The sequence below is a fragment of the Leifsonia sp. 115AMFTsu3.1 genome, assembly GCF_004362795.1.
GTDB lineage: Bacteria > Actinomycetota > Actinomycetes > Actinomycetales > Microbacteriaceae > Leifsonia.
Window position 1 is genome coordinate 998,823 of the sequence record NZ_SNYB01000001.1, and the last position, 21,752, is coordinate 1,020,574.

Annotated in this window: 17 protein-coding genes, 1 tRNA gene and 1 other RNA gene; 13 read left to right on the forward strand and 6 right to left on the reverse strand. The window is 70.2% G+C overall.

The annotated features are described in order from the left end of the window. Positions 1–4 precede the first annotated feature (4 nt). Positions 5–385 carry a DUF2255 family protein gene (locus AXZ95_RS04920; protein WP_018189903.1) on the reverse strand — a complete coding sequence of 127 codons (381 nt, stop codon included), beginning with the start codon at positions 383–385 and terminating at the stop codon, positions 5–7. 102 nt (positions 386–487) lie between these two features. On the opposite strand from AXZ95_RS04920, the gene AXZ95_RS04925 reads away from it, so the two are divergent. Both AXZ95_RS04925 and AXZ95_RS04930 read left to right on the forward strand, forming a co-directional pair. Next, a complete protein-coding gene (locus AXZ95_RS04925; protein WP_018189904.1) occupies positions 488–1,726 on the forward strand; it encodes a multidrug effflux MFS transporter in 1,239 nt (412 codons plus the stop codon). 77 nt (positions 1,727–1,803) lie between these two features. Continuing rightward, a complete protein-coding gene (locus tag AXZ95_RS04930; RefSeq protein ID WP_018189905.1) occupies positions 1,804–2,079 on the forward strand; it encodes a DUF4242 domain-containing protein in 276 nt (91 codons plus the stop codon). An 11-nt stretch (positions 2,080–2,090) separates the two neighbouring features. On the opposite strand, the gene AXZ95_RS04935 is transcribed toward AXZ95_RS04930, so the two are convergent. Next, on the reverse strand, positions 2,091–4,937 hold the full coding sequence (locus AXZ95_RS04935) for a helix-turn-helix transcriptional regulator (RefSeq protein WP_166645314.1): 2,847 nt from the start codon (positions 4,935–4,937) through the stop codon (positions 2,091–2,093). A 515-nt stretch (positions 4,938–5,452) separates the two neighbouring features. On the opposite strand from AXZ95_RS04935, the gene AXZ95_RS04940 reads away from it, so the two are divergent. After that, positions 5,453–6,190 carry a hypothetical protein gene (locus AXZ95_RS04940; protein WP_133638787.1) on the forward strand — a complete coding sequence of 246 codons (738 nt, stop codon included), beginning with the start codon at positions 5,453–5,455 and terminating at the stop codon, positions 6,188–6,190. Positions 6,191–6,261: 71 nt separating this feature from the next. Then, positions 6,262–7,686 (forward strand): FAD-binding oxidoreductase, encoded by a 1,425-nt coding sequence (locus tag AXZ95_RS04945; RefSeq protein WP_018189908.1) that lies wholly within the window; start codon positions 6,262–6,264, stop codon positions 7,684–7,686. A gap of 66 nt (positions 7,687–7,752) precedes the next feature. Here the strand turns inward: AXZ95_RS04945 and AXZ95_RS04950 are convergent, their stop codons facing one another. Next, positions 7,753–8,460: a hemerythrin domain-containing protein gene (locus tag AXZ95_RS04950; RefSeq protein WP_018189909.1), complete on the reverse strand. Its 708-nt coding sequence runs from the start codon at positions 8,458–8,460 to the stop codon at positions 7,753–7,755. A gap of 109 nt (positions 8,461–8,569) precedes the next feature. Here AXZ95_RS04950 and AXZ95_RS04955 point away from each other — a divergent pair, with 109 nt between their 5' ends. Next, a complete protein-coding gene (locus AXZ95_RS04955; protein ID WP_231374348.1) occupies positions 8,570–9,832 on the forward strand; it encodes a DUF445 domain-containing protein in 1,263 nt (420 codons plus the stop codon). Positions 9,833–9,840: 8 nt separating this feature from the next. On the opposite strand, the gene AXZ95_RS04960 is transcribed toward AXZ95_RS04955, so the two are convergent. Then, positions 9,841–11,094, reverse strand: coding sequence for an amidohydrolase family protein (locus tag AXZ95_RS04960; protein WP_018189911.1), 1,254 nt, complete (start codon positions 11,092–11,094; stop codon positions 9,841–9,843). 111 nt (positions 11,095–11,205) lie between these two features. Between AXZ95_RS04960 and AXZ95_RS04965 the strand changes: the two genes are divergently transcribed. Next, the gene (locus tag AXZ95_RS04965) at positions 11,206–11,772 is read left to right on the forward strand and encodes a TetR/AcrR family transcriptional regulator (RefSeq protein WP_133638789.1); all 567 of its coding nucleotides are present in this window, start codon (positions 11,206–11,208) and stop codon (positions 11,770–11,772) included. Between the two features lie 21 nt (positions 11,773–11,793). Here the strand turns inward: AXZ95_RS04965 and AXZ95_RS04970 are convergent, their stop codons facing one another. Together AXZ95_RS04970 and AXZ95_RS04975 are read right to left on the reverse strand one after the other, a co-directional pair. Continuing rightward, positions 11,794–12,597 carry a hypothetical protein gene (locus AXZ95_RS04970; RefSeq protein WP_133638791.1) on the reverse strand — a complete coding sequence of 268 codons (804 nt, stop codon included), beginning with the start codon at positions 12,595–12,597 and terminating at the stop codon, positions 11,794–11,796. A gap of 123 nt (positions 12,598–12,720) precedes the next feature. Then, positions 12,721–12,808 (reverse strand) — tRNA-Ser (locus AXZ95_RS04975). Positions 12,809–12,911: 103 nt separating this feature from the next. On the opposite strand from AXZ95_RS04975, the gene ffs reads away from it, so the two are divergent. The 7 genes from ffs to AXZ95_RS05010 all read left to right on the forward strand — a co-directional run bounded on the left by ffs (position 12,912) and on the right by AXZ95_RS05010 (position 21,719). Then, positions 12,912–13,008, forward strand: an RNA gene (ffs, locus tag AXZ95_RS04980) — signal recognition particle sRNA small type. A 115-nt stretch (positions 13,009–13,123) separates the two neighbouring features. Then, a complete protein-coding gene (locus tag AXZ95_RS04985; protein WP_026307061.1) occupies positions 13,124–14,455 on the forward strand; it encodes a DUF1254 domain-containing protein in 1,332 nt (443 codons plus the stop codon). A gap of 1 nt (position 14,456) precedes the next feature. Continuing rightward, positions 14,457–16,592, forward strand: a complete 2,136-nt coding sequence (gene pta / locus AXZ95_RS04990) for a phosphate acetyltransferase (RefSeq protein ID WP_018189915.1) — start codon at positions 14,457–14,459, stop codon at positions 16,590–16,592. After that, complete coding sequence (locus AXZ95_RS04995; RefSeq protein WP_018189916.1) at positions 16,589–17,791, forward strand: acetate kinase; 1,203 nt, start codon at positions 16,589–16,591, stop codon at positions 17,789–17,791. Before pta ends, AXZ95_RS04995 begins: the two co-directional genes overlap by 4 nt. Before the next feature lie 16 nt (positions 17,792–17,807). Next, complete coding sequence (locus AXZ95_RS05000) at positions 17,808–19,169, forward strand: acyl-CoA thioesterase/BAAT N-terminal domain-containing protein (RefSeq protein ID WP_018189917.1); 1,362 nt, start codon at positions 17,808–17,810, stop codon at positions 19,167–19,169. Between the two features lie 13 nt (positions 19,170–19,182). Next, a complete protein-coding gene (locus AXZ95_RS05005; protein WP_231374350.1) occupies positions 19,183–20,484 on the forward strand; it encodes an acyl-CoA thioesterase/BAAT N-terminal domain-containing protein in 1,302 nt (433 codons plus the stop codon). A 5-nt stretch (positions 20,485–20,489) separates the two neighbouring features. Then, positions 20,490–21,719: an acyl-CoA thioesterase/BAAT N-terminal domain-containing protein gene (locus AXZ95_RS05010; RefSeq protein ID WP_018189919.1), complete on the forward strand. Its 1,230-nt coding sequence runs from the start codon at positions 20,490–20,492 to the stop codon at positions 21,717–21,719. Positions 21,720–21,752 lie beyond the last annotated feature (33 nt).

Consider the following 21,752-nt stretch of genomic DNA (forward strand, 5'->3'; position numbering starts at 1 on the left):
CTGATCAGCGCGGGTCGACTCGGACAGTGGCCGCCCGCGTCTTCGCGGTCACCATCGGCGGGTAGTAGGGACTCGAACCGTACTTCGCCTCGTACGCGCTGTCGATCCGGTCGTTCAGGGCGGTGTCGTCGATCGGCGTGAAGGTGACGTCCTTCTGGATGCCGCCCGCGGTGATGCGCCCCGCGCGCTGTGCCAGCGCCGACTGGTACCAGCGCGAACCCGTCCCGTTGTAGGCGCGCACGTAGACGCCGTCATCGACGACCACCGACCAGATCCAGGTGAGGGTGCCGAGCGTGACCCCGTCGGACCGGAAGGGCGCGATGTGGAAATCGTCGGTCGTGGCGATGGCGTGCAGCTCGTCGGGTGTCCAGGTTCGCTCGTCCATGCCCTCGAATCTATGTCGCTGTAGTCCGAGAAGGGATGCCCTGCCAGTACACCTCTCGTCAGGGACTCCCTCGATCGCGCCGACCACGGTGTGCTTGAGTGCGTGACAGCCTCCCTCACTTCCGCCTCCGTCTCGCGCGTGCGCGTCGGCCGTCCGCTGGCGACCCTGCTCCTGGTGCTCACGGTGTTCGGGCCCATCTCGATGGACCTCTACCTTCCTGCGCTGCCCGCGCTGACGAGCGAGCTCGGCGCGGCGACCTCGCTGGCGCAGCTGACCGTGACTGCGTGCCTGATCGGCCTGGCCGCCGGACAGCTGATCGCGGGTCCGCTCTCCGACCGGTTCGGACGCCGACGGCCCGCGCTGATCGGCGTGGTGGCGTATGTCCTCGTCTCTGCGCTGTGCGCGGTGAGCCCGACCATCGACGCCCTCGTCGCCGCCCGGCTGGTGCAGGGGCTGGCAGGCGGGGTCGGCATCGTGATCGCCCAGGCCGCCGGCCGGGACGTCTACGAGGGCGGTCATCTGATCCGCTTCTACGGGCGACTGACCGTCATCGGCGGGTTCGCCGCGATCGTCGGCCCGCTCCTCGGTGGGGCTCTGACCGCCGTTCTCGACTGGCGCGGGCTGTTCGTGGTCCTCGCCGCCATCGGTGCGATCATCCTCCTGTGGGTGGCGGTCGGCTTCCCGGAGACCCTCGACCGGGATGCTCGCACAGCGGCCGGATTCGCGGTGATCGGCCGCGACATCCGGCTGCTGCTCTCCGACCGCCGGTTCGTCGGTGCGGTGATCGCGCAGGGCTTCGTCTACGCCGCGCTCTTCGCGTACCTGAGCGGCGCGACCTACGTGCTGCAGGGCGTCTACGGTCTCTCCCCGCAGGGCTACGCCCTCGCGTTCGGCCTGAATTCGGCCGGCTTCATGGTGTTCGGCTACCTGGCCGGACGGGCCAGCGAGCGGTGGAGCGTCACCGGCACGCTGATCGTCGGACTCGTGGTCGCGGGTGTCGGCGCGGCGGGAGTCCTGCTCGCCGGCCTCACGGCCGTCCCCCTGGCGGTGGTGATTCTGTCGCTCTTCCTGCTCGCGGCGGGCACGGCGATCACCAGCCCGCCCTCGACGACGCTGGCGCTGGCGGACTATCCGCAGATGGCGGGCACTGCGTCTTCCTTGCTCGGCGCCGCGCGATTCGCATTCGGGGGAGTGGCCGCCCCGATCGTCGGGGTCGCCGGGTCGTTGAGCATCCTCCCGCTCGGCCTCGTCACCACCGCCTCGATCGCCCTGGCCGCTGTCGCGGCGACGATCTTCCTGCGCCGTCCTAGACAGGCGTCCGCTCGTCGGCGCGGCCGGTGATGAAAAGCAGACCGGAGGTGGCCGGGGGAGAGCCGCCGGACTATCTTGGGCGTCGAGCGCAAAAGGGGGCGCCAATCATGCCGTTCTTCGTGATCGAAAGACACTATGCGGAACATGTCGACGTCCCACTCGAAGCCGCCCCTGAGATCAATGTGATCAACGACGAGGAAGACGTCCGCTGGCTCTACTCTTTTCTCTCGATCGACCACCGCCGAAGCTACTGCCTCTATGAAGCTCCCTCCATTGAAGCGATTCGCACGGCTGCGGCGCGGGCCGGGTTGCCGGTCGACTCGGTGGTCGAAGTAGAGGGCGGCATTATACTGCCGAGCGGACAGTTGAGCCCGCTTCCCTAGCCACCGTGCTATCAGAGCAATCCTTCTTCGCGCGCGAACATGGCGGCCGCCGTGCGGTTGTTCGACCCGGTCTTCGCGAGGATGCTCCGCACGTGATTGGCCGCGGTGTTCTCCGTGATGACGAGCACGGTCGCGATCTCCTTGTTGCTCCGACCTTCCGCGACCAGCCGCAACACTTCGACCTCGCGGGGTGTCAGTCCGTGCGGGGGCGTGATGTGCTCCGGGCGTTTCGCGTCCAGCAGCCGCAGCACACGCGTCAGCCCGGCCGGTTCCGCGATCGATCGGGCTCGCGAGAGCAGGCCGGCGCCTTGCTCTGAATCCGGGGCGTCGCGGCGCAGCCACGCGGCCTTCGCGACCAGTGTGTATGCGACGTGCAGCGGAGCATCCATCCGCTCGTTCAGCTCGAGCGCCGCGGCGAATCGGTCGGCCGGCCTCCCGAAGCCGCACAGGGACTCGACCTGGCCCAGGTAGCAGTCGGTGCTTCCGAAAACGGCCACGAAGTAGCCGGCCATGAGGTTGAGGCCCTGATACTCGAGCAGCCAGGGATGGACGGCCGCGGCGAGGTCGACGTCGCCCAGCCATAGGGCGGCCTCCGTCATGAAAGCGAGGGACGCCGGCCAATCGGAGGAGTCGTGCGCAGCCGGAATGTCGTGCGCGAGCATCCAGGTCAGCACGCGGCGCGCGGGGTCGACCAGCCCGAGCTCGGTATAGAGCGCGAGGAGGCCGGGCGCCCATCGCCCGTCGGGAGACTCGTCGCCGGTGACGAACGGCCGTATGGTGTCAAGCGCGCCGCTTTCACGCCGGAGCATGAAGCCTTGCAGGGCGGCGACGCCCGAGGTGACGTCCGACCGGAACTCGTGCTCCGCACGATGGATCTCCCGGATCGCCGCCCGAGTGTCGCCGAGCGCACCGCGCGCGAGGGCGCGTCCGAAACGGACACATCGTTCGAAGTAGTCCCAATACGAGCCCCAGTGCCGCGCTGTCGAGGCCAGATCCAGCTCGCTCAGGTCGAGCTCCTCCCGATCGCCGACGACGTACGCCGTCGCGCTCCGCACATAGGCTGCCGCTCCGAACGCCTCATCGCCCGGTCCCCCGACGAGCCGCGCAAGTTCGATGCTGCGGGCGAGTCGTGCGGCGATGTCACGGGGCCCGAACGTCTGCGTGACCGTCACGCGGAGTGCCTCGGCCAGCACCTCGCGGTCTCCCAGCCGGCGTGCTGCGGCTATCGACCGGTCGCCGAGGTCCGTCGCTTCGTCCACATCCCCGGTGAAGGCAGTGGCCCGGCCAAGGGCCGCCAGCCCTCGCAAGTAGAGCCCTTCGTCGTCGGCAGCGTGCGTTTCGGACAGCGCCGTGCTCACCAGGGCGCGCGCCTCGCCTCCGTGGAGCCCCGGTCGCCAGGAGGCCTCTTCGTACTCGATGGCCGCACGCAGCCGCGCGCTGGGGTCTCCCTCGTGTATCACCCGGAGCGCCGTCGCCCGGGCTCGCGCGAAATCGGAGGCCAGAATCCAGCTGTGCACCGCTCGGAGCCGGAGGGAGTCGCGGACCGCCGGGTCGAGGGACAGGTCGGCAGCACGCTCGAACGAACGCGCAGCGTCCTCGTGCGCGAGCCGCGCGTCCGCCCCCTCCGCCGCACGAATGAGATACGCGGCCGCGAGGTCGGCGTATCCCAGAGCGCGCGCCTCCGAGTAATGATGAGCGAGTCGCTGGACGAGGCGGGGCGCCGTCGGGAAGCGCGCCTCGAGCGTGCGAGCGACCAGGGCGTTCATCGCCATCACCTCCGCGCTCGAACACTGCTCGATGACCGCCTGGCGGGCGATCGCGTGGGGGAAGCGCAGAGCGTGATGCGAACTCCGCGGCGCTTCAAGGAGGCCGGAGGACACGGCGACGTCTATCGCGGAAAGGGTGGCCTCTGTTGTCTCGCGACTCACGGCGATCAGTTCGGAGAGATCGAATTCCTGACCGAGAACCGCCGCCATCGCGAGTACATCGCGCTGTGGTCCCGTCAGCGCGGCGATGCGCGGCCGAAGGAGGTCCGGAGTCGCACTCGGCAGATCGAGCACGACGGTGTCGGCCGCGCCTGCGGATACCCACGAAGCGACGACGCGCTGCCAGGTCGCCCGCACCAGGAACGGATTGCCGCCCGTCAGCGCACGGAGGGCGAGTGCGGAGCCGGCGGCAGCGTCGGGCGCCACATCGCCGGCGGCACGGACGAAGCGGGCGATCTCCTCGACCGTGAAAGCGGCGAGCTCACATCTCTGGACGCCCGGCAGCCTGCCGACCGTGGCGAGCACATCGCCCAGTTGACCCGACTGGTCCGGACGGGTGGAGCGCAAAGTGCCGATCAGGAGCAGACGCGCATCCATTGTGTTCTCGACGATCCAGGAGAGCAGGCGCAACGCGGTCGGCGCCGCCCAGTGGAGGTCCTCCGCCACAAGGATGACCGGATGCACCTCGGTGACGGCCAACAGCACGTCGATGACGGCCTGGAAGAGGCGCGCCTGCCCAGCCTCCACCCCGTCCGTCGCAGGCGACCGACCGAACGCCCGGCCCAGCAGTTCGGCGGAGCGGGCGAGGTCGGAGTCGTCATCCGTCACGTGGACCATCGTGAGGAGGGCGCGGATCGGAGCATCGAACGGCTCATAGGGTGCGGCGAGATCCTGCACGCATGTTCCGGTCAGGACGACGGCGCCACGTTGATGCAGGGCGGTGCAGACCGTGGTGATCAGACGGGACTTGCCGATACCGGGTGCACCCTCGACGAACACCGCGCGGCCCGCACCAGACTGGGCGTCTGACCACGCGGACTCCAGTTCCGCGACCTCTTCGCGTCGGGCTATGAACGGCGGTTGACCGGGCACTCCCCATCGTGGCGGAAGGGTCGGGGCGGACCGATCCCGCATCCCCACAGGCTAGCGCGGGACTCGGCGACGGTGGATGGCCGGAAATGACCAGATCTCCGGACGGCAAGATGATCAGTTCTGGTCAGGTGCGCGATTCTCCGATGACCTAGCGTCGGACATGAGGGCGGAGCGGCCAGACGCTCGTCCTTGAGGAGGTCATCATGACCGTGACGACGAGCCAGCCGGGGGCGTCGGCCCAGGGGTACGCATCGGGCTTGCGCTCTTTCGAGCGATTCCTTGTCGACGGTGAGCGTCACTTCGGCCCTCTGGGCGCGGACGACCGCGGCCACTTCGCCGCATTCGTGCAAGCCCTCCCCGATGACCTGCGCCCGGCTGTCGAGTCATATTTCCGCGGGAGCGTCCCGAGGCAGCCGTTTGCTCTCGCGGCCCCCGCTTCGTCGGAGCCGAGCGGTTCGTTCGGGGGAGTGCCTGACTCCGTCGTCCGGGAGCATGGAGCGCCACCTGCGGGCCGCGTGGGCCGCGTCGAGCTACTGCTCGAGGAGCTGATGATCGACCCGTGCCGGACAGATCGGGCCGGGCGGCGTATCTCCATCTTCTTGGACGTCACCGCGATGGATGCCCTAGGACGGCTCCAGACGACGACCACCAAAGCATGCCTGCGGAGGGACTGCCTGCCTGCCGCATTCTGTGACACGGTGCTCGCGACGGTCGAGCTCGGTCCATTCGACGACGATGTGCCCCGGACGGTGTCATTCGCTGTGGCCGCAGCCGAGGGGACCGATGATCGCCTGCGGGAGCTGATCGAAGCGTCTCGCCACTATCTTCGATGGGACCTCGATGCGACTCGGGAGGCCGGGTGCGCGGCGCCGACCGGTGGCATCCTGCCCCAGAGTCGCGCGGCGCTGGTCGCCTCGCACACACGTGCGTGGCTGGACTGCCTGCTCGTCTGGTCGGGGGACGTTCTTCCGTCACTGGGCAAGAAGGCGGAGGCCCGGCTCGGCGGCGAGGCCCAGTTCACCGCGACCATCGTCGGGCCGGAGCTCGACTACGTCTATCGGAACACGTCCACCGGACGACTCGTGGAGATCATCGGCAGCAGCCGGGTGCGCGGAAGGCCCATGGTCCAGACGTTCTCGTCGGGGGACGCGGATCTCATCGGCCGGTTCCGGATGGGTTTCCGGACGTGCCTTGCGGCGCCCGCCCTCGTGGCGGAGAAGCTGCCTCGAGCCTTGCAGGAAGTCGGCAGGTAGTGCCGCACAGGGCGCTGGGATAGTGGACTCAGGCCCTGACATCGAACGTCCGAGTCGAGGGAGAAACGACGATGAAGAACACACCAGGGTCTGTCGACGCCGGGTTCGACGAGCTGGCTGCTCAGCTGAGCGGAACCGTGACGACAGCGCGTGACCCGGGGTACGACCGGGCCCGCTCCGTCTACAACGCGATGATCGACAAGCGTCCGGCAGCGATCGCCTCCTGCCGTGACTCCGCAGACGTGGCCGAGTGCATCCGTTTCGCCCGAGCGCACGGGAGGGAGATCGCGGTACGAGGAGGCGGCCACAACGCAGGCGGGCTCGGTGTCTGGGACGACGCTCTCGTCATCGATCTCTCACCGTTGCGCGAGATCGCGGTCGACGCTGAAGCGGGTACCGTCCGCGTCGGCGGCGGATGTACGTGGGCTGAGGTGGATCAGGCGACGGTGGCTCTCGGCATGGCCACACCGGCCGGCATCGTTTCGTCGACCGGTGTCGGGGGCCTCGCGCTCGGCGGTGGTATCGGCTATCTCGCCCGCCGGTTCGGCCTCACGGTCGACAACCTCCTGTCCGCCGATGTCGTGCTCGCCGACGGCTGGTCCGTGACCGCTGACGAGCGCAGCCATCCCGACCTGTTCTGGGCTTTGCGCGGCGGCGGCGGCAACTTCGGCGTGGTCACGTCTTTCACGTTCCGCTGCCACGAGATCGGGGAGCATGGCACGATCATCGGCGGACCGGTGCTCTACGACTTCGCCGACACCGCCGCGGTCATGCGCTGGTATCGCGAGACGCTGCCCGAGCTCCCGGAGGAGCTGAACGGGTGGCTCGGCATCCTTTCCATTCCGGCCGGGCCACCATTCCCGGAGGAACTGTGGGGTCGGAAGGCATGCGGGATCGTCTGGTGCTACACCGGGCCTCCGGAACGGGCGGACGCCGTCCTCGAGCCGGTCCGGACCTTCGGCTCACCCCTGTTGGTGGGCATCCAGCCCATGCCGTACTCCGTGCTGCAGGCGGCCTTCGACGCCATCTATCCAGCGGGGCTGCAGTGGTACTGGCGGGCCGATTTCTTCACAGAACTGACGGACGCGGCAATCGACGCACACGTCGAGTATGGGACGAAACTGCCGACCGCACTGTCGACGATGCACCTCTATCCGATCGACGGAGCCGTGAGCCGCGTGCCGGCGGATGCGACAGCGTTCGCCTACCGCGACGGCGGCTGGGCGGGCGTCATCGTCGGCGTCGACTCCGACCCGGCGAGCGCGGAACTCATCTCCCAGTGGGCACGCGAGTACTGGGAGGCACTGCATCCCACGTCGGCGGGCGGCGGGTACGTCAACTTCCTGATGAACGAAGGTGCAGATCGTGTCAGGGCGTCGTACCGCGGGAACTACGCGCGACTCGCGGCGATCAAGGAACGCTACGACCCGGACAACGTGTTCCATGTCAACCAGAACATCCCGCCGGACGGCAGGGGAGACCTCCTCGCCGGGTGAATCGTGCGGAGTGTCCGCCACAGACGTGCTGGAGTTCCGCGGGCCGACCCCGGATGCGGTGAGCGGTCAGGCCGCGGGCGTCACCCGCCCCTCGAGAGCGGCGCGGTACCGCGCGTACTTGCGCGAGCCGACCCACCGCCAGGCCAGGGCGACCGGTGCGGGGAGGTTCTTCCCGAGCCATTCCTTGCCGCCGTCCGGCTGCGCGGCGAGGATCGCTCCCAGCATGTTCCAGGTCTGACCCTTGGGCGTGCTGGCCCGTCCGTGCTTCGCGAACCACTCGACTTCGGGCTCGGTGAGCGTGTACTCCATCACCGGGACGATGTTCGCCTCCTCGTCGGGGAGGTGTTCCGCCAGGGCGGCGTTGATGCCCATCAGCGCCGCCTGCACCGGCGCGGCCGTCGTCGCGCCCGGCGCCGCCCTCCATGCAGGGACCGCGCGGTCCAGCTCCTGAAGGTGGACGAGCATCGCGGCGTGCTGCTGTTTCATCCGTTCGACGTGCAGGGCGCAGGAGGGACGCCTCTCGTCGATCGCCGGCCATAGCCGGGCGTCCTCTCCCTCGTGATGGCCGTGGAGCGAGACGGACACGAGGTCGAGCTGCGAGGCGACGACGTCCGCGTGCGCGGTGTCGCCGTCGGCCACACCCTGGACCAGGCCGGGAGCCTCGGCGAAGGAGTGGCGGAACAGCCGATGGATCTCGATCATCCCGCTCGCGTCGCAGGTCTTCGGGCCGGTGAGGGGAGGTTCGCCGGAGGAGGGCAGGGAGGTCGCCGACATGGCGGAACTCTACGACCCCGCGGCGGGATGCGCGCTCCCCAATTTCCCGCGACGAGCGGCATCCGAGGCTCACCGTGCGCTCTCGCCGGGCGTGAGTAGCATCCAGAACGTGACCGCAACCCTCCCGACCGACGCCGAACGCCGACTCGCCCTGCGGCGGATGAAGGCCCTCGCGACGAGCCTGCTCGCCGTGGCCGCCGTGGTGTTCGCCGTCGCCTTCGCACTGCAGGACCGCTACCCGTGGCTCGGGTTCGTGCGCGCCGCCGCCGAGGGGGCGATGGTGGGCGCGCTCGCGGACTGGTTCGCCGTGACCGCCCTGTTCCGGCATCCGCTCGGGCTCCGCATCCCGCACACGGCGATCATCCCGACCCGTAAGGACGAGATCGGGGCGACCCTCGGCGACTTCGTCGAGACCAACTTCCTCTCCGACGAGGTCGTCGCCGGCAAGCTTCGGAGCATCGACCTCGCCGGGGCGGTCGCCGACTGGCTCTCCGAACCGCAGAACGCGCGTCGCGTGGTGGCGGAGTCCTTCCGTGGCATGACCGGGCTGGCCGCGCTGCTCGACGACGATCGGATGCGGGAAGCCATCGAGGGCGTCATGCGCACGCACGTCGTCGCGCCCGAGTGGGGTCCGCCGCTCGGACGACTCGGGGAGCGTGTGCTCAGTTCGGGCGGCCACCATGAGGCGGTCGACCTGCTGCTGGACCGGCTGGACGAGTGGCTCGCGGCGAATCCGGAAGCGTTCGGACCTGTGGTGTCGCGGCGTCTCCCGTCGTGGCTGCCGTCGTTCGTGGATCGCGTGATCGACGAGCGTCTCCATGCGGAGGCGCGTCGGTTCGTCCGCGAGATGCGGGACGACCCGGACCACCGCCTCCGCCGCTCGCTCGACGACTACCTCGCCCAGCTGACCGACCGGCTGCAGCACGACGAGGCGACCATCGAACGCCTGGAGGCGGCGAAGGGCCGCGCGTTCGACGACCCGCGGATCCGCGAGCTCGCCGCATCCACCTGGTCAGCCGCACGCACGGCCGCGCTGGATGCGCTCTCGGAGGAGGACAGCGACCTGCGCCGCCGCGCGGAGGCCTTCGTCGCCGACGTGGCCCGGCGCGTCCTGGCCGACGACGACATGCGGGCATCCCTCAACACCCGGCTGACCGACGCCGCCCTGCACCTGGTGACGAACTATCGCAGCGAGATCTCGCACGTCATCACCGAGACGGTCCAATCGTGGGATGCGGCCGAGACCACCGACAAGATCGAGACCCAGGTCGGCCGCGACCTGCAGTTCATCCGCATCAACGGCACGGTCGTGGGCGCGCTCGCGGGCCTCGCGATCTACAGTGTGGCGACGGGTATCTCGGCGCTGCTCTAGCGTCGTGGTCACTCGTCGGCGAGAAGAGCCCTTCCGCGGCGCCAGACCTGGCGGATGTTGAGGGTGTCCGCGATCCGCGTTGTCGGATCGCCGTCCACGAGCACGAGGTCGGCTCGCAGCGATTCCCCGATCCGTCCACGGTCGTCGAGACCGAACCGTCGCGCGGGGACCGCTGTGGCGGCGCGGAGCGCTTCCGTGGGCGTGAGGCCTGCGCGGACGAGGAGCTGGAGTTCGTGGTGGACGCTGGCCCCGTGGGCCATCCCGCCGAGCGTGGGCAGCGGGAACGAAACGTCCGTACCGACGAGGATGTCGACGCCGGCTGCGTGGAGCGCGCGAACGGACGCGAGAACGTCGTCGAGGTCGCCCTGCGGGTACCGGTTGTAGCTGCTCTGCAGGGTGGAGATCCAGGCGTCGTCGAGCTTGGAGCGGACGCGCGGATCCTCGGCGAACTCGGCCGCGGAGATCCCCATCATGGAAGCGTTCAGGACGACGCAGGGTACGACGAACGCCCCGGATGCTGCGATGGTGTCGATGATCTGCGACGTGTGGGGGCGGTCCATGAAGAGGTGGACGAGTCCGTCGATGCCACCCGCGATCGCCGAGGCGGTCGCGTCCACGGTGAGTGTGTGGGCGACGGTCAGGAGGCCGCGGCGGTGGGCTTCTTCGACGCCGGCCGCGATCGTCGCGTCATCGAGCAGGGGGAGGCCGGGGGCGTCTTCGACGGTCCCGTCGTCGATCATGAACTTGATGTAGTCGGATCCGGTGGACTGGAGCCGGGGGATGAACGCCACGGCCTCCTCGGGCGTCGTGGCGAACGGCATGACGATGTCGGCCCACTGGTCCGCGTCGGCATCATCCGCCTCCCACGGAGCCTCGTCGCCGTCGTCGTGCCCCTCGCCGCCCATCAGCTCGCTGGGATGTCCGCCGGGCGGGGTGATGCCGAATCCCGCAGAACGCACATCTGCGACCCGATCGTCATCGGTGACCTGGCTCCGTCTGTTCCGGGTGAACATCCCCTGCATCTCCAGTTCGGTCGTCACCCCGAAGGTGAGGGCCAGCTCGAGCCCCTCCAGGGACGTGTGGACGTGCGAGTCGATCAGGCCGGGGATAACCGTCCCGCCGCGGCCGTCCACGACGTGCGCCCCGTCGGGGATGTCGTCGCCGATCGACCGGATCCAGGTTCCTTCGATCACGACCGACGCGGCGGGGAGCACCTCCTCGCCGTCGAAAATCCGTGCGCCGACGATCGCTGTCGTGTTCATCGCTTCTCCCTTGGTGTTCGTCCCGTTGCGGGATATCGTTTTCTGTAGTGACTACAGAAAACTAGTAATACCATAATTGAAGCTGCTGCCTCGATGCAGTACGCTCGTCTCGTGGCAGCCGGTACAGGACTTCGCGAGCGCAAGAGGGCGCAGACCCGTCGCGCCCTTCACCGCGCCGCCGTCCGGTTGTTCGTGGAACGCGGATTCGATGATGTGACCGTCGCTGAGATCGCCGATGAGGCGAATGTCGCGTTGACGACGCTTTTCACGTATTACCCGGCGGGCAAGGTCGGCCTGGTCTTCGAGCAGGAGGAGGACCGCGCGGCCGCGCTGGTGCGGGCCATACGCGATCGCCCCGCCGGGACGGACCCGCTGAGTGCCATCGAGGCGTTCATGGAAAGCCGAGTCCCGTTCGACGACGGTGACCCGCGTTCCCGGGAACTCCTCGATCTGATCTTCTCGACGCCGCAGCTTCGCGCCTACGTCCGGCAGAAATGGACCGACTGCGAAGATGCATTGGTCTCTGAGCTCGCCGCGGAGTGGCAGGAGCCCGACGGCGCGGCCCTCCGCTCCCTCGCGCGCTTCATCCTCGAGAGCCCCGACATCGCCGCGCGCGAGCCATCGCCCGAAGGCGCGCTACGGCTCATCTTCACGAATCTGCGCCGCGGCTGGAGATAGCGCCGTCCTGGGTTACGTGGTTCAGGCGGCGGTGTTGGCCGCGGTCGCGATGGCAGTGAGGACCGTTGCGTAGAGCCTTCGCGTCACGTCGAGATATGCGCTTTGCTGGGCCTCGTCTTGGAAGACCAGGTCATTCCAGGACCCCATGCCTCCGAAGACCCACGCTTGAACTGCGGCGGCCAGAAGCTGCCGGTTCTCTGTGGGAGCAGTCGACGGGGCGAGGTCGGGGTTGTACGGGATCACTGGTTCGCTCGTGTCGAGGAGCCCGAGTGCCTGAGCAAACCATCCCGCCCAGGAGCGGAGATCTGTCGATTGTGCAAAACGCTCGATGGCCTGCAGTGCAGTCCGGAGGTCAGTGCGCGCGGAGCCCAGATCAACGACCGGTTCCATCGCTGCGGGCAGGTCCCGGCTGGTCATCTCGACGGCCCAGATTCGATTGTTCGGGTCTGCCCGGTCTCGAACAGACCATGCGCAGAACCAGATCCGCGGCCGAGGGCCATCGGTGCATATCGCCCAGCGACCGCCGTTCGCGAACGATGCCTCTATGTGGCCTGGAAGCCCACTGGACGCGGCGCCGTCTCCAATGAGCAGTGTGAGCCGCTGGCTTCCGCCTTCCTTGACGTGCTGGAGCCAAGCGGCGACGCCGTCGCCCTCCCATGAACGGTGGCGGAACAGGCCGCGCTCCGAGCACTGCGACCGCCACGAGCTCACAAATCGGAAGGCCGAATTCGATGCATCCAACGCGGGTGCGGGCTCGGCGCTCCTGGACACCCAGTCGTTGCCATACAGGCACAGCGCAACAAGGGCTGCCAGTTCGCCGTTCATGCCTCGATCATGCCCGAGGATTCCCGAACCCGGATGGACGCTGCGCGGCATCCCAATTGGCGGAGAATGGGGGTTTCGAACCCCGGATGGACGCTGCGCGCGCACCCGGTGACGCATCCCAATTGGCGGAGAATGGGGGATTCGAACCCCCGAGGGCTTGCACCCAACACGCTTTCCAAGCGTGCGCCATAGGCCACTAGGCGAATTCTCCTGGTCGTCGCCTTTCGCTGTCGCGGCCGGCGGCTCCCAGTATCTTACCCGAATGCCGGAGGGCCTCGCGCACACGGCTCCCATCCGTAGCCGCTACAATTGTTGATGGCTCCCCACGTGGCGCCATCCAGGCCAACTCCCCCAGGGCGGAAACGCAGCAAGGGTAACCGGGCTCTGGCGGGTGCGTGGGGAGTCTTTTCATGTCCAGCCGCGTGTCACCGCCGCCGCGTATATTGTGGCCACCAGTGCCGGATCTTCTACGCCCTGTAGAATGGTCCGTGTCTTCCGTGGAGCGATGGACGGACGGGGTGCCGCAGTGACCGATCAGCTGATAGAGCTGTCGACCGAGGCGTACGTGGTGGGCTTCCCCCTCGTGTTCGACCTGGAGCAGGTCGTCCGGTTCACGGAGGAGGGCATCGGGTCGGTTCCTCCGACGCCGTACAACTCGTTCGGGCACGCGCGCGAGCTGGCCGGACCCGACGACACGTTCGTGTCGATCAACAACGACACCGTGTACTCGATCGCCCAGGTCGATCTGGGGGTCGGGCCGGTGAGGCTCAGCGTCCCCGCTGCCGGTGACCGCTATTTCGTCCTGCAGTTCGTGGACGCCTGGACCAACAACTTCGCCTACATCGGCACGCGGGCCACCGGGGGAGAGGGTGGCGAGTTCCTGCTGCTGCCGCCCGACGACGAGGCCGCGCCCGACACCTCCGGACTCCCGGCCATCCGCTTCCCCACACGCGTTGCGACGATCGTCGGACGGTGGGCGGTCGACGGCGCCGACGACCTCCCTGCCGTCCACGCGCTGCAGGACGCATTGATGCTGACGCCGCTCCGCCAGACCCTCGTCCCGCCGCAGGGCGTCCCCGCGGTGGACGGCGGCCAGGGCGAAGCGCTCGACTTCTTCGAGAAGCTGCGGGTGTGGTCGCAGGCCTTCCCGCCGGCGCTGCGCGATCGGCCCGCGCTCGAGTCGTATGCGCCGCTCGGGCTGGTGAGCCCGTACACGATCGCCGAACAGCCGGAGGGGGTGCGCCAGGCGCTCGCCGCCGGGTACGCCCTCGGCAAGGACGCACTGGAGTCGGCACTGCGCACCTCCGGGACGCTGACCGACCACTGGGCGGTCAACCTCCACGTCTTCGACTACAACCTCGACTTCTTCGAGCTGGGGGCCATCGACGCGCCCGAGTGGAAGCTGAACGACCCGCGCACCCGGTACGCGCACCGCGCTGCGGCGGCGCTCGGCGGGCTGTGGGGAAACCACGCCTACGAAGCGGCCTACATCATGACCTACGAGGACGCCGACGGTGAGCCGCTCAGCGGCGAGCACGTCTACCGCCTGCGGCTGAACCCCACGCCGCCGGTGGGCGCCTTCTGGTCGCTGACCATGTACGACCTCCCGCACTACTACCTCGTCGCCAACCCGATCGACCGCTACTCGGTCGGCGACAGGACCCGCGGGCTCGTGTACGACGACGACGGAGGACTGACCATCACGATGAGCGCCACCCGACCGACCGACGAGAAGGCGGCCGCCAACTGGCTGCCCGCACCGACCGGACGTTTCCGCCCGATCCTCCGCCTGTACCTGCCGGGTGACGAGGTGCTGGACGGGCGCTACGGAATCCCGGCGATCGAGCGGATCGGCTGACGTGGCGCGCTCCATCTACATCACCTCCGCCGAAGGGCACACCGGCAAGTCCACCGTGGCCCTCGGCGTGCTCGAGTCCCTGCGTCACTCGGTCGAGCGGGTGGGCGTGTTCCGACCGATCGCGCGGTCGACCGACGAACGCGACTACGTGCTCGAGCTTCTGCTCCAGCGGATCACGGCCGACATCTCGTACGAGGATGCGCTCGGCGTGACCTACGACGACGTCCATGCCGACGCGGATGCGGCCCTCGCCGAGATCGTGCAGCGCTTCCGCGCGGTGGAGGCGCGCTGCGACACCGTGGTCATCCTGGGCTCCGACTACACGGACGTCGGCAGCCCGACCGAGCTCGGGTACAACGCCCGGATCGCCGCGAACCTGGGCGCGCCGGTGCTGCTCGTTCTCGGCGGACGGATAGGCCAGGGTTTCGGGGAGCGCCTCGGGCAGGCCGACCCGCGCTCGCCGGAGGAGCTCCGCCAGCTGGCGGAGATCGCCGTCGCCGAGCTGCGGACCGAGCACGCCGGACTGCTCGCGGTCATCGCGAACCGGGCGGACGACGGGATGCTGGATGAGATCGTCGCAGCGGTCGGGTCGGTCGTCGGTGCGGCGGCGGCCGCGGCCGGCAGTGCGGACCGTCCGCCGGTGTGGGCCATCCCGGAGGACCCGTTCCTGGTGGCGCCGAGCATCCGCTCCATCATGGAGGAGACCGGTGCGACCCTGATCGCCGGCGAAGAGGCGCTGCTCACCCGCGAGGCGCTGGGCGTGGTCGTCGCCGGGATGTCGATGAACAACGTGCTCCCGCGCCTGGTGGACGGCGCGGTCGTCGTCGTGCCGGGCGACCGCACCGAGGTGCTGCTGGCCGTGCTGATGGCGAACGCGTCCGGCACCTTCCCGTCGATCGCGGGCATCGTCCTCAACGGCGGGTTCGACCTGCCGGAGCCGATCCAACGGCTGCTCGCCGGCCTGCGGTCGCCGCTGCCGATCGTGCGGACCGGGCTCGACACGTACGACACGGTGGTGCGGATCACGCACGCGCGCGGCCGGCTCGCCGCCGACTCGCAGCGCAAGTACGACACCGCGCTCGCCCTGTTCGAACGGCACGTGGATGCGGGCGCGCTCCTCGCCCGCCTCAACGTCTCCCGGCACGACGTCGTCACCCCGCTCATGTTCGAGTACGACCTGATCGAGCGCGCGCGGGCGGCGAAGAAGCACATCGTCCTGCCCGAGGGGGAGGACGACCGCATCCTGCGTGCCGCCCACACCCTGCTGGCGCGCGGGGTCGCTCAGTTGACCATCCTCGGCGAGCCGTTCGAGGTGCGTTCGCGGGCGATCGAGCTGGGTCTCGACCTCTCCGGCGCCGAGGTGCTCAGCCCCTTCGACGATGTGATGCGGCTGCGGTTCGCGACCGAGTACGCACGGTTGCGCGCGCACAAGGGCATCACGATCGAGCAGGCGTCCGACACCATCACCGACACGTCCTACTTCGGCACGATGATGGTGCACCTGGGGCTCGCCGACGGGATGGTGTCCGGCGCCGCGCACACGACGGCGCACACCATCCGGCCGGCTTTCGAGATCATCAAGACGACCCCGGGCGTCTCGGTCGTGTCCAGTGTCTTCCTGATGGCCCTCGCCGACCGCGTGCTCGTCTACGGGGACTGCGCCGTCATCCCGGACCCGACCTCCGAGCAGCTCGCCGACATCGCGATCTCGTCCGCTCGGACCGCCGAACAGTTCGGGATCGAGCCACGCGTCGCCATGCTGTCCTACTCGACCGGCGACTCCGGCGCCGGGGCGGACGTGGAGAAGGTGCGGACGGCGACGGAGCTGGTGCGGGAGCGCGCGCCGCAGCTCGCGGTGGCCGGCCCCATCCAATACGACGCCGCGGCGGATGCGGCGGTCGGCGCCGCCAAGATGCCCGGATCGGAGGTGGCCGGGCGGGCGACCGTGTTCATCTTCCCTGACCTCAACACCGGCAACAACACCTATAAGGCGGTGCAGCGGAGCGCGGGCGCCGTCGCGATCGGCCCCGTGCTGCAGGGCCTGCGGAAGCCGATCAACGACCTGTCCCGCGGCGCGACCGTCGACGACATCGTCAACACCGTGGCGATCACGGCGATCCAGGCGGCGCTGTCATGAGCGCCGTCCTGGTCGTCAACAGCGGTTCGTCGTCGTTCAAGTACCAGCTGATCGACAGCGAGACCGAGGAGTCGCTGGCCTCCGGGCTGGTGGAGCGGATCGGCGAGTCGAGCGGGCACACCACGCACCGCGGGCCGAACGGCACGACGGAGCGCACGCTTGAGATCCCGGACCACACGGCCGGGTTCCGCGCGATGCTCGACGCGTTCGCGGCGGAAGGCCCCAGCCTCGACGAGAACCCGCTGGATGCGGTCGGCCATCGCGTGGTCCACGGCGGCAAGCGCTTCTTCGAGCCGACGATCGTCACGCCGCTCGTCGAGATCAACATCGAGGACCTGTCCGACCTCGCGCCGCTGCACAACCCGGCGAACCTCGAGGGCATCCGTGCCGCCAAGAAGGCGTTCCCGGACGTACCGCACGTCGCGGTGTTCGACACCGCGTTCCACCAGACACTGGCGCCGGAGGCGTACACGTACGCGATCGACGCCGAGCTGGCCGACCGCCATCGCGTGCGGCGGTACGGCTTCCACGGCACGTCGCACAAGTACGTCTCCGAGACGGCGGCGGAGTTCGTCGACCGCCCGCTCGGCGAGCTGCGCCAGATCGTCCTCCACCTGGGCAACGGAGCGTCGGCCTGCGCGATCGACGGCGGCCGCTCGGTGGAGACGTCGATGGGCATGACGCCGTTGGAGGGCCTGGTCATGGGGACGCGGTCGGGCGATCTCGACCCGGCAGTGCTCATCCACCTGGCGCGGCGCGCGCAGCTGTCGACGGACGCCCTGGACGAGTTGCTGAACCGTCGGAGTGGCCTGCTCGGTCTCTCCGGCCGGGGCGACATGCGCGATGTGCGTCAGGCGGCGGGTCGAGGGGATGACGCTGCGCGCCTCGCTCTGGATGTGACGGTTCACCGGCTGAAGCACTACATCGGTGCGTACACGGCGCTGCTCGGGCGCCTCGACGTGCTGACCTTCACTGCCGGAGTCGGCGAGAACGACGCAGTGCTCCGCGCGGAGGTGCTCTCCGGGCTGGAGGTGCTCGGCATCCGGCTCGACCCGGAGCGCAACGCGAGCACGTCGCGCGACGCGCGGGTCATCTCGGCCGACGACTCCGCCGTGACGGTGCTGGTGGTGCCGACGAACGAGGAGCTCGAGATCTCCCGGCAGTCGCTCGAGGCGGTCCGGGCAGCGACCGGGGGCTGACGGGAGCGGAGAGGCCATGCGGCGACGGCGCGGCGACGGCGAACGGCACGGGATGCCGCGACGCGTGTCCGCCGCGCGCCGCCCGGGCCTGCTGCCGCGGATCGTGGCGGCCGTCGCCTCCGCACTCGTCGCGGTCACCGCGCTCGCCGGGTGCGCGACCGGGGACGTGGCGGCCGGCGCCCGGTTCGTGACCTCACCGCTCGTCCGCTACAGCGCCGTGCTCTGGCCCTTCCCACTGGAGCTGGTGGGCGCCGAGCCCGGGGCGCGCTTGCGGCTGACCGCGCGGCTCGCCACGGCGCACGGCACCTGGACGTCGGCGGCGACCTACACGGTCCCGGCTTCGGGGACGCTCGACCTCGCGTCCGCCCGGCCGCAGCTCGCCCCGTTCACCGAGCCCGACTCGGCCGGGCTGTTCTGGACGTTGCGCGGGCCGCAGCTGTCGGGTGAGGCGGCTGCCCGGCAGTGGATGCGCGACACCATCCGCGTCACCGTCGCCGCCTCCGACGCCGGCCGCGTCGTCGCCTCCCGATCGTTCGAACTCGACGGGCTGGCGTCGTCCCTCGCTGTGCGGACCATCTACACGCGCGACCTGCGGCCGGCCATCGACCCGCGCCTGCCGCGGCAGACGCACGAGGACGTCGCACTCGCCACCTTCTACAGCGCGGCGAGTCTGGAGCACCCGCAGACGCCGGTGGTGCTGATGTTCGACGACGCGCGGCCGGGTGCATCCGGCGACTACGTCGCCCCGGTGATCGCGCAGTTCGGCGCCTCGGTCCTGCGCATCCCGGTCGCCGCGGCGGCGGACGGCGTGCGTTCGACCGGCATCGTCGCGGACACGACCGTGCAGGCCGTGTTCGACTGGCTGTCGGAGCGTCCCGACATCGAGCAGGACCGCGTCTACGTCTACGGCACCGGGGCGGCCGAGCAGCTGGCCGTCTGGGCGGCGACACGGTTCCCGTCGCGCATCCACGGGCTGTTCGTCGCCGGGGGCGCGCCGGCGCTGCTGTGCCTGCCCGCGGCGCGGGTGGCCCCGGTCTTCGAGGACTCGTCCGGCCTTCCCTGCCTCACCGACGCGGAAACCGTCGTCCCCTCCGCGGTGCCGTCCATCGACGGCGTGGACGGCCCGGTCGTGCTGGCCTGCGGCACGCAGGACGCGACCTTGCCGTCGTCGTGCGCCTGGCAGCGCGCCCTGGCGGCCACCCGGGAGCCGCGCCCCGGCGACCGGACGATCTACGCCGACGGCGCGACGCATCCCGTCAGCGTGCCGCCGGGCCTGCCGATCGCCCTCCCGGCGACCGGCGGGCAGCCGACCGAGAAGGCCCGCATCGCGTTCTGGAACGCGGTCGGCCGCGACCTGCTCCGGGCGGTGCTCGGATGACCAGGCGGTGGGCGTGACCGGGCGGTGGGCGCTGCGACGGCTGCTGCGGGTCGCGGTGGTCGGAGCGGTGGCGGCACTCCTCCTCTCGGCCTGTGCGACGGGCTCGGGAGGGGGCGCGCGGTTCGTGTTCAGCCGGTTCGGCGACGGGATCACCGAGCCCGTCGGCATCCAGGTCGTCGGCCTGGAGCCGGGCGAGCCCGTCGTGCTCACCGCACGCGCGCACTCCAGCGCCGGCTCGTGGTCGTCGCGGGCGGTCTACGCCGTTCCGCCCACCGGCAGCATCCGGCTGTGGTCGCAGGAGCCGACGGCAGCGCCCTACCCGCGACCGGACAGTTCCGGTCTGTTGTGGAGCCTGACGGGACCGTCGCTCAGCCAGCAGCAGCTGGAGGCGCAGTGGGTGTACAGCCCGCTCGACATCCGGTTCTCGGCCGAGCAGGCGGGACACCAGGTGGCCTCCGGCGAGCTCCACCGCACTCCGCTCTCGGCGGGGACCATCAGCCGGGATGTGCTGCGCAGCGATCTCATCGACACCGGCGACCCCGAGGCGTCCGGGCTCGCGTCGACGGCCACCGTCGGGACGCTGGTCGACTCGGTGCCGACGCCGGTCGACCTGCGTCCCGGCGTGATCGTCATCGACGGCGACGACGGCGGAGCGTCCGGCGCGTTCGTCTCGCGGCGGATCGCATCGGCCGGCTTCCCCGTCGTCGTGCTACCGGCGTTCGTCCCGGCCGGGCGCATCCCCGGATCCGCCGCGCTCTCGGTCGAGACGTTCGACGCCGTGCTGACCTGGTTCTCCTCTCTTCCCGTCGTGGATGAGGGACGCATCTTCGTCTACGGAACCGGTCGTGCCTCGTCGCTGGCCCTCTGGTTCGCCGCGAACGACCCGGATCGCGTCCACGGAGCGTTCGCCGCCAGCGGCGCGACGGCGCTGCAGTGCACGTCGTCCGCGGGCAGCCCGCTGCTCATCCAGCACGGGAGGGCGCTGCCGTGCGCCAACCCGGAGCGCACGATCGCGGGCACGGACATCCTGCCGCTGCAGCGCATCAGCGGGCCGCTCGTGCTCGCCTGCGGCACCGATGACCGGCTGCTCCCGACCGCGTGCGACTGGACGCGGGCGGGGGAGCAGGTGCGCGGCGACGAACCGGGCGACGCCTTCCTCTACCTGGACGGCGCCGGCCACGACGTCACCACGCCGCCCCTGCTGCCGATCGGGCTGAGCGACCTGACTCCGGCGACCGCGCAGGCGACCGAAGCGGCGCGGGCGCAGTTCTGGCAGGTCGTCATCGCGAAGTTGGCGGGGGCGATGCGGCCGTGAGGCGGATGGTGGCGGGCGTGGTCCTCGCGCTGCTGGTCGCATCCCTCGCCGCCTGCGTCGCCGTTCCGGGCGCCGGGGGACCGCGCGTCGAGGTCAGCGAGGAGCCGAGCGGGGTGTGGAAGCCCGTCCACGTCCGGGTCGTCTCGCTGCCGCCGGGTGGACGGGTGACGGTGCGTGCGACGGCGCGGTCCGGCGCGGCGGTGGGTGAGCGGTGGAGCTCGCAGGCCGTCTACAGCGTCCCGTCGTCCGGAGTCGTCGACCTCGACCATGACGTGCCCGCCGAGGCCCCGTTCGGCGGAGCGGACGGGATGGGCCTGTTCTGGACGCTGCAGAGCGACTCGGGCCGCGAGGCGAACTCCCCGCAGGTGTGGGGCGGCTCGACCATGACCGTCGACCTGGAGGCCGTCATCGACGGTCGCCGGGTCGCCGCCCGCCGCCTGCACCGGGTCGGGCTGACCTCGGTGGCCCCGTCGCGGGCGGTGTTCGACGACGGGATCACGGGCGACTACTTCCAGCCCGCGTCGGCCGCCGCGGCGCCGCGCCCGGCGGTGCTCGTCTTCGACGGGACCGAGCCGGATGTGCAGAGCGGTGTGCTCTCGGCGGCCACCCTCTCCGCGATGGGGTACCCGGCGCTCGCCCTCTCGACCTACGGGTCGGCGGGCCAGCTCGGGCCGGTCCGCGTGCTCCCCGCCGAGCGCGTCGTCGCGGCGCTGAACTGGCTGCGCGCACAGCCGGGGGTGGATGCGCGGCGCGTCTTCGTCTTCGGGACCTCGCGCGGCGCGCAGCTCGCCCTGTGGACCGCGGTCGCGCATCCCGAGCTGGTCTACGGCGCCATCGCGCCCGCCGGCACCACCGGGCTGGTCTGCCCATCGCCCGTTCCCGGCCCGGCGATCACCGTCGGAGGCTCGTGGGTGCCCTGCCTCAGCGGCACCCACGTGGTGACGCGGGCCGCCGTGCTCGACCTGGACCGCATCCCCGGTCCGGTGGTGCTGGGATGCGCGGGAGAGGACGAGCAGCTCGGGAACGGCTGCCGGTGGCTCGACGTCGCGGCCGAGGTGCGGCCGGCGCGCGGGGGAGACGCGTACGTCCGGGCACCGAAGGCGACGCACACCTTCTACCTCCCGCCGTATACACCGCTCGACCTGCCTCCGGCGCCGCAGGCGCAGCCGACGGAGGACGCCCGGGTCGCCCTGTGGTCGGCGATCGGTCGTGCCCTCAACGTCCGGGGGCCGTGATCGTCGCCGACCCAGCCGAATGTCGGCGGCGGT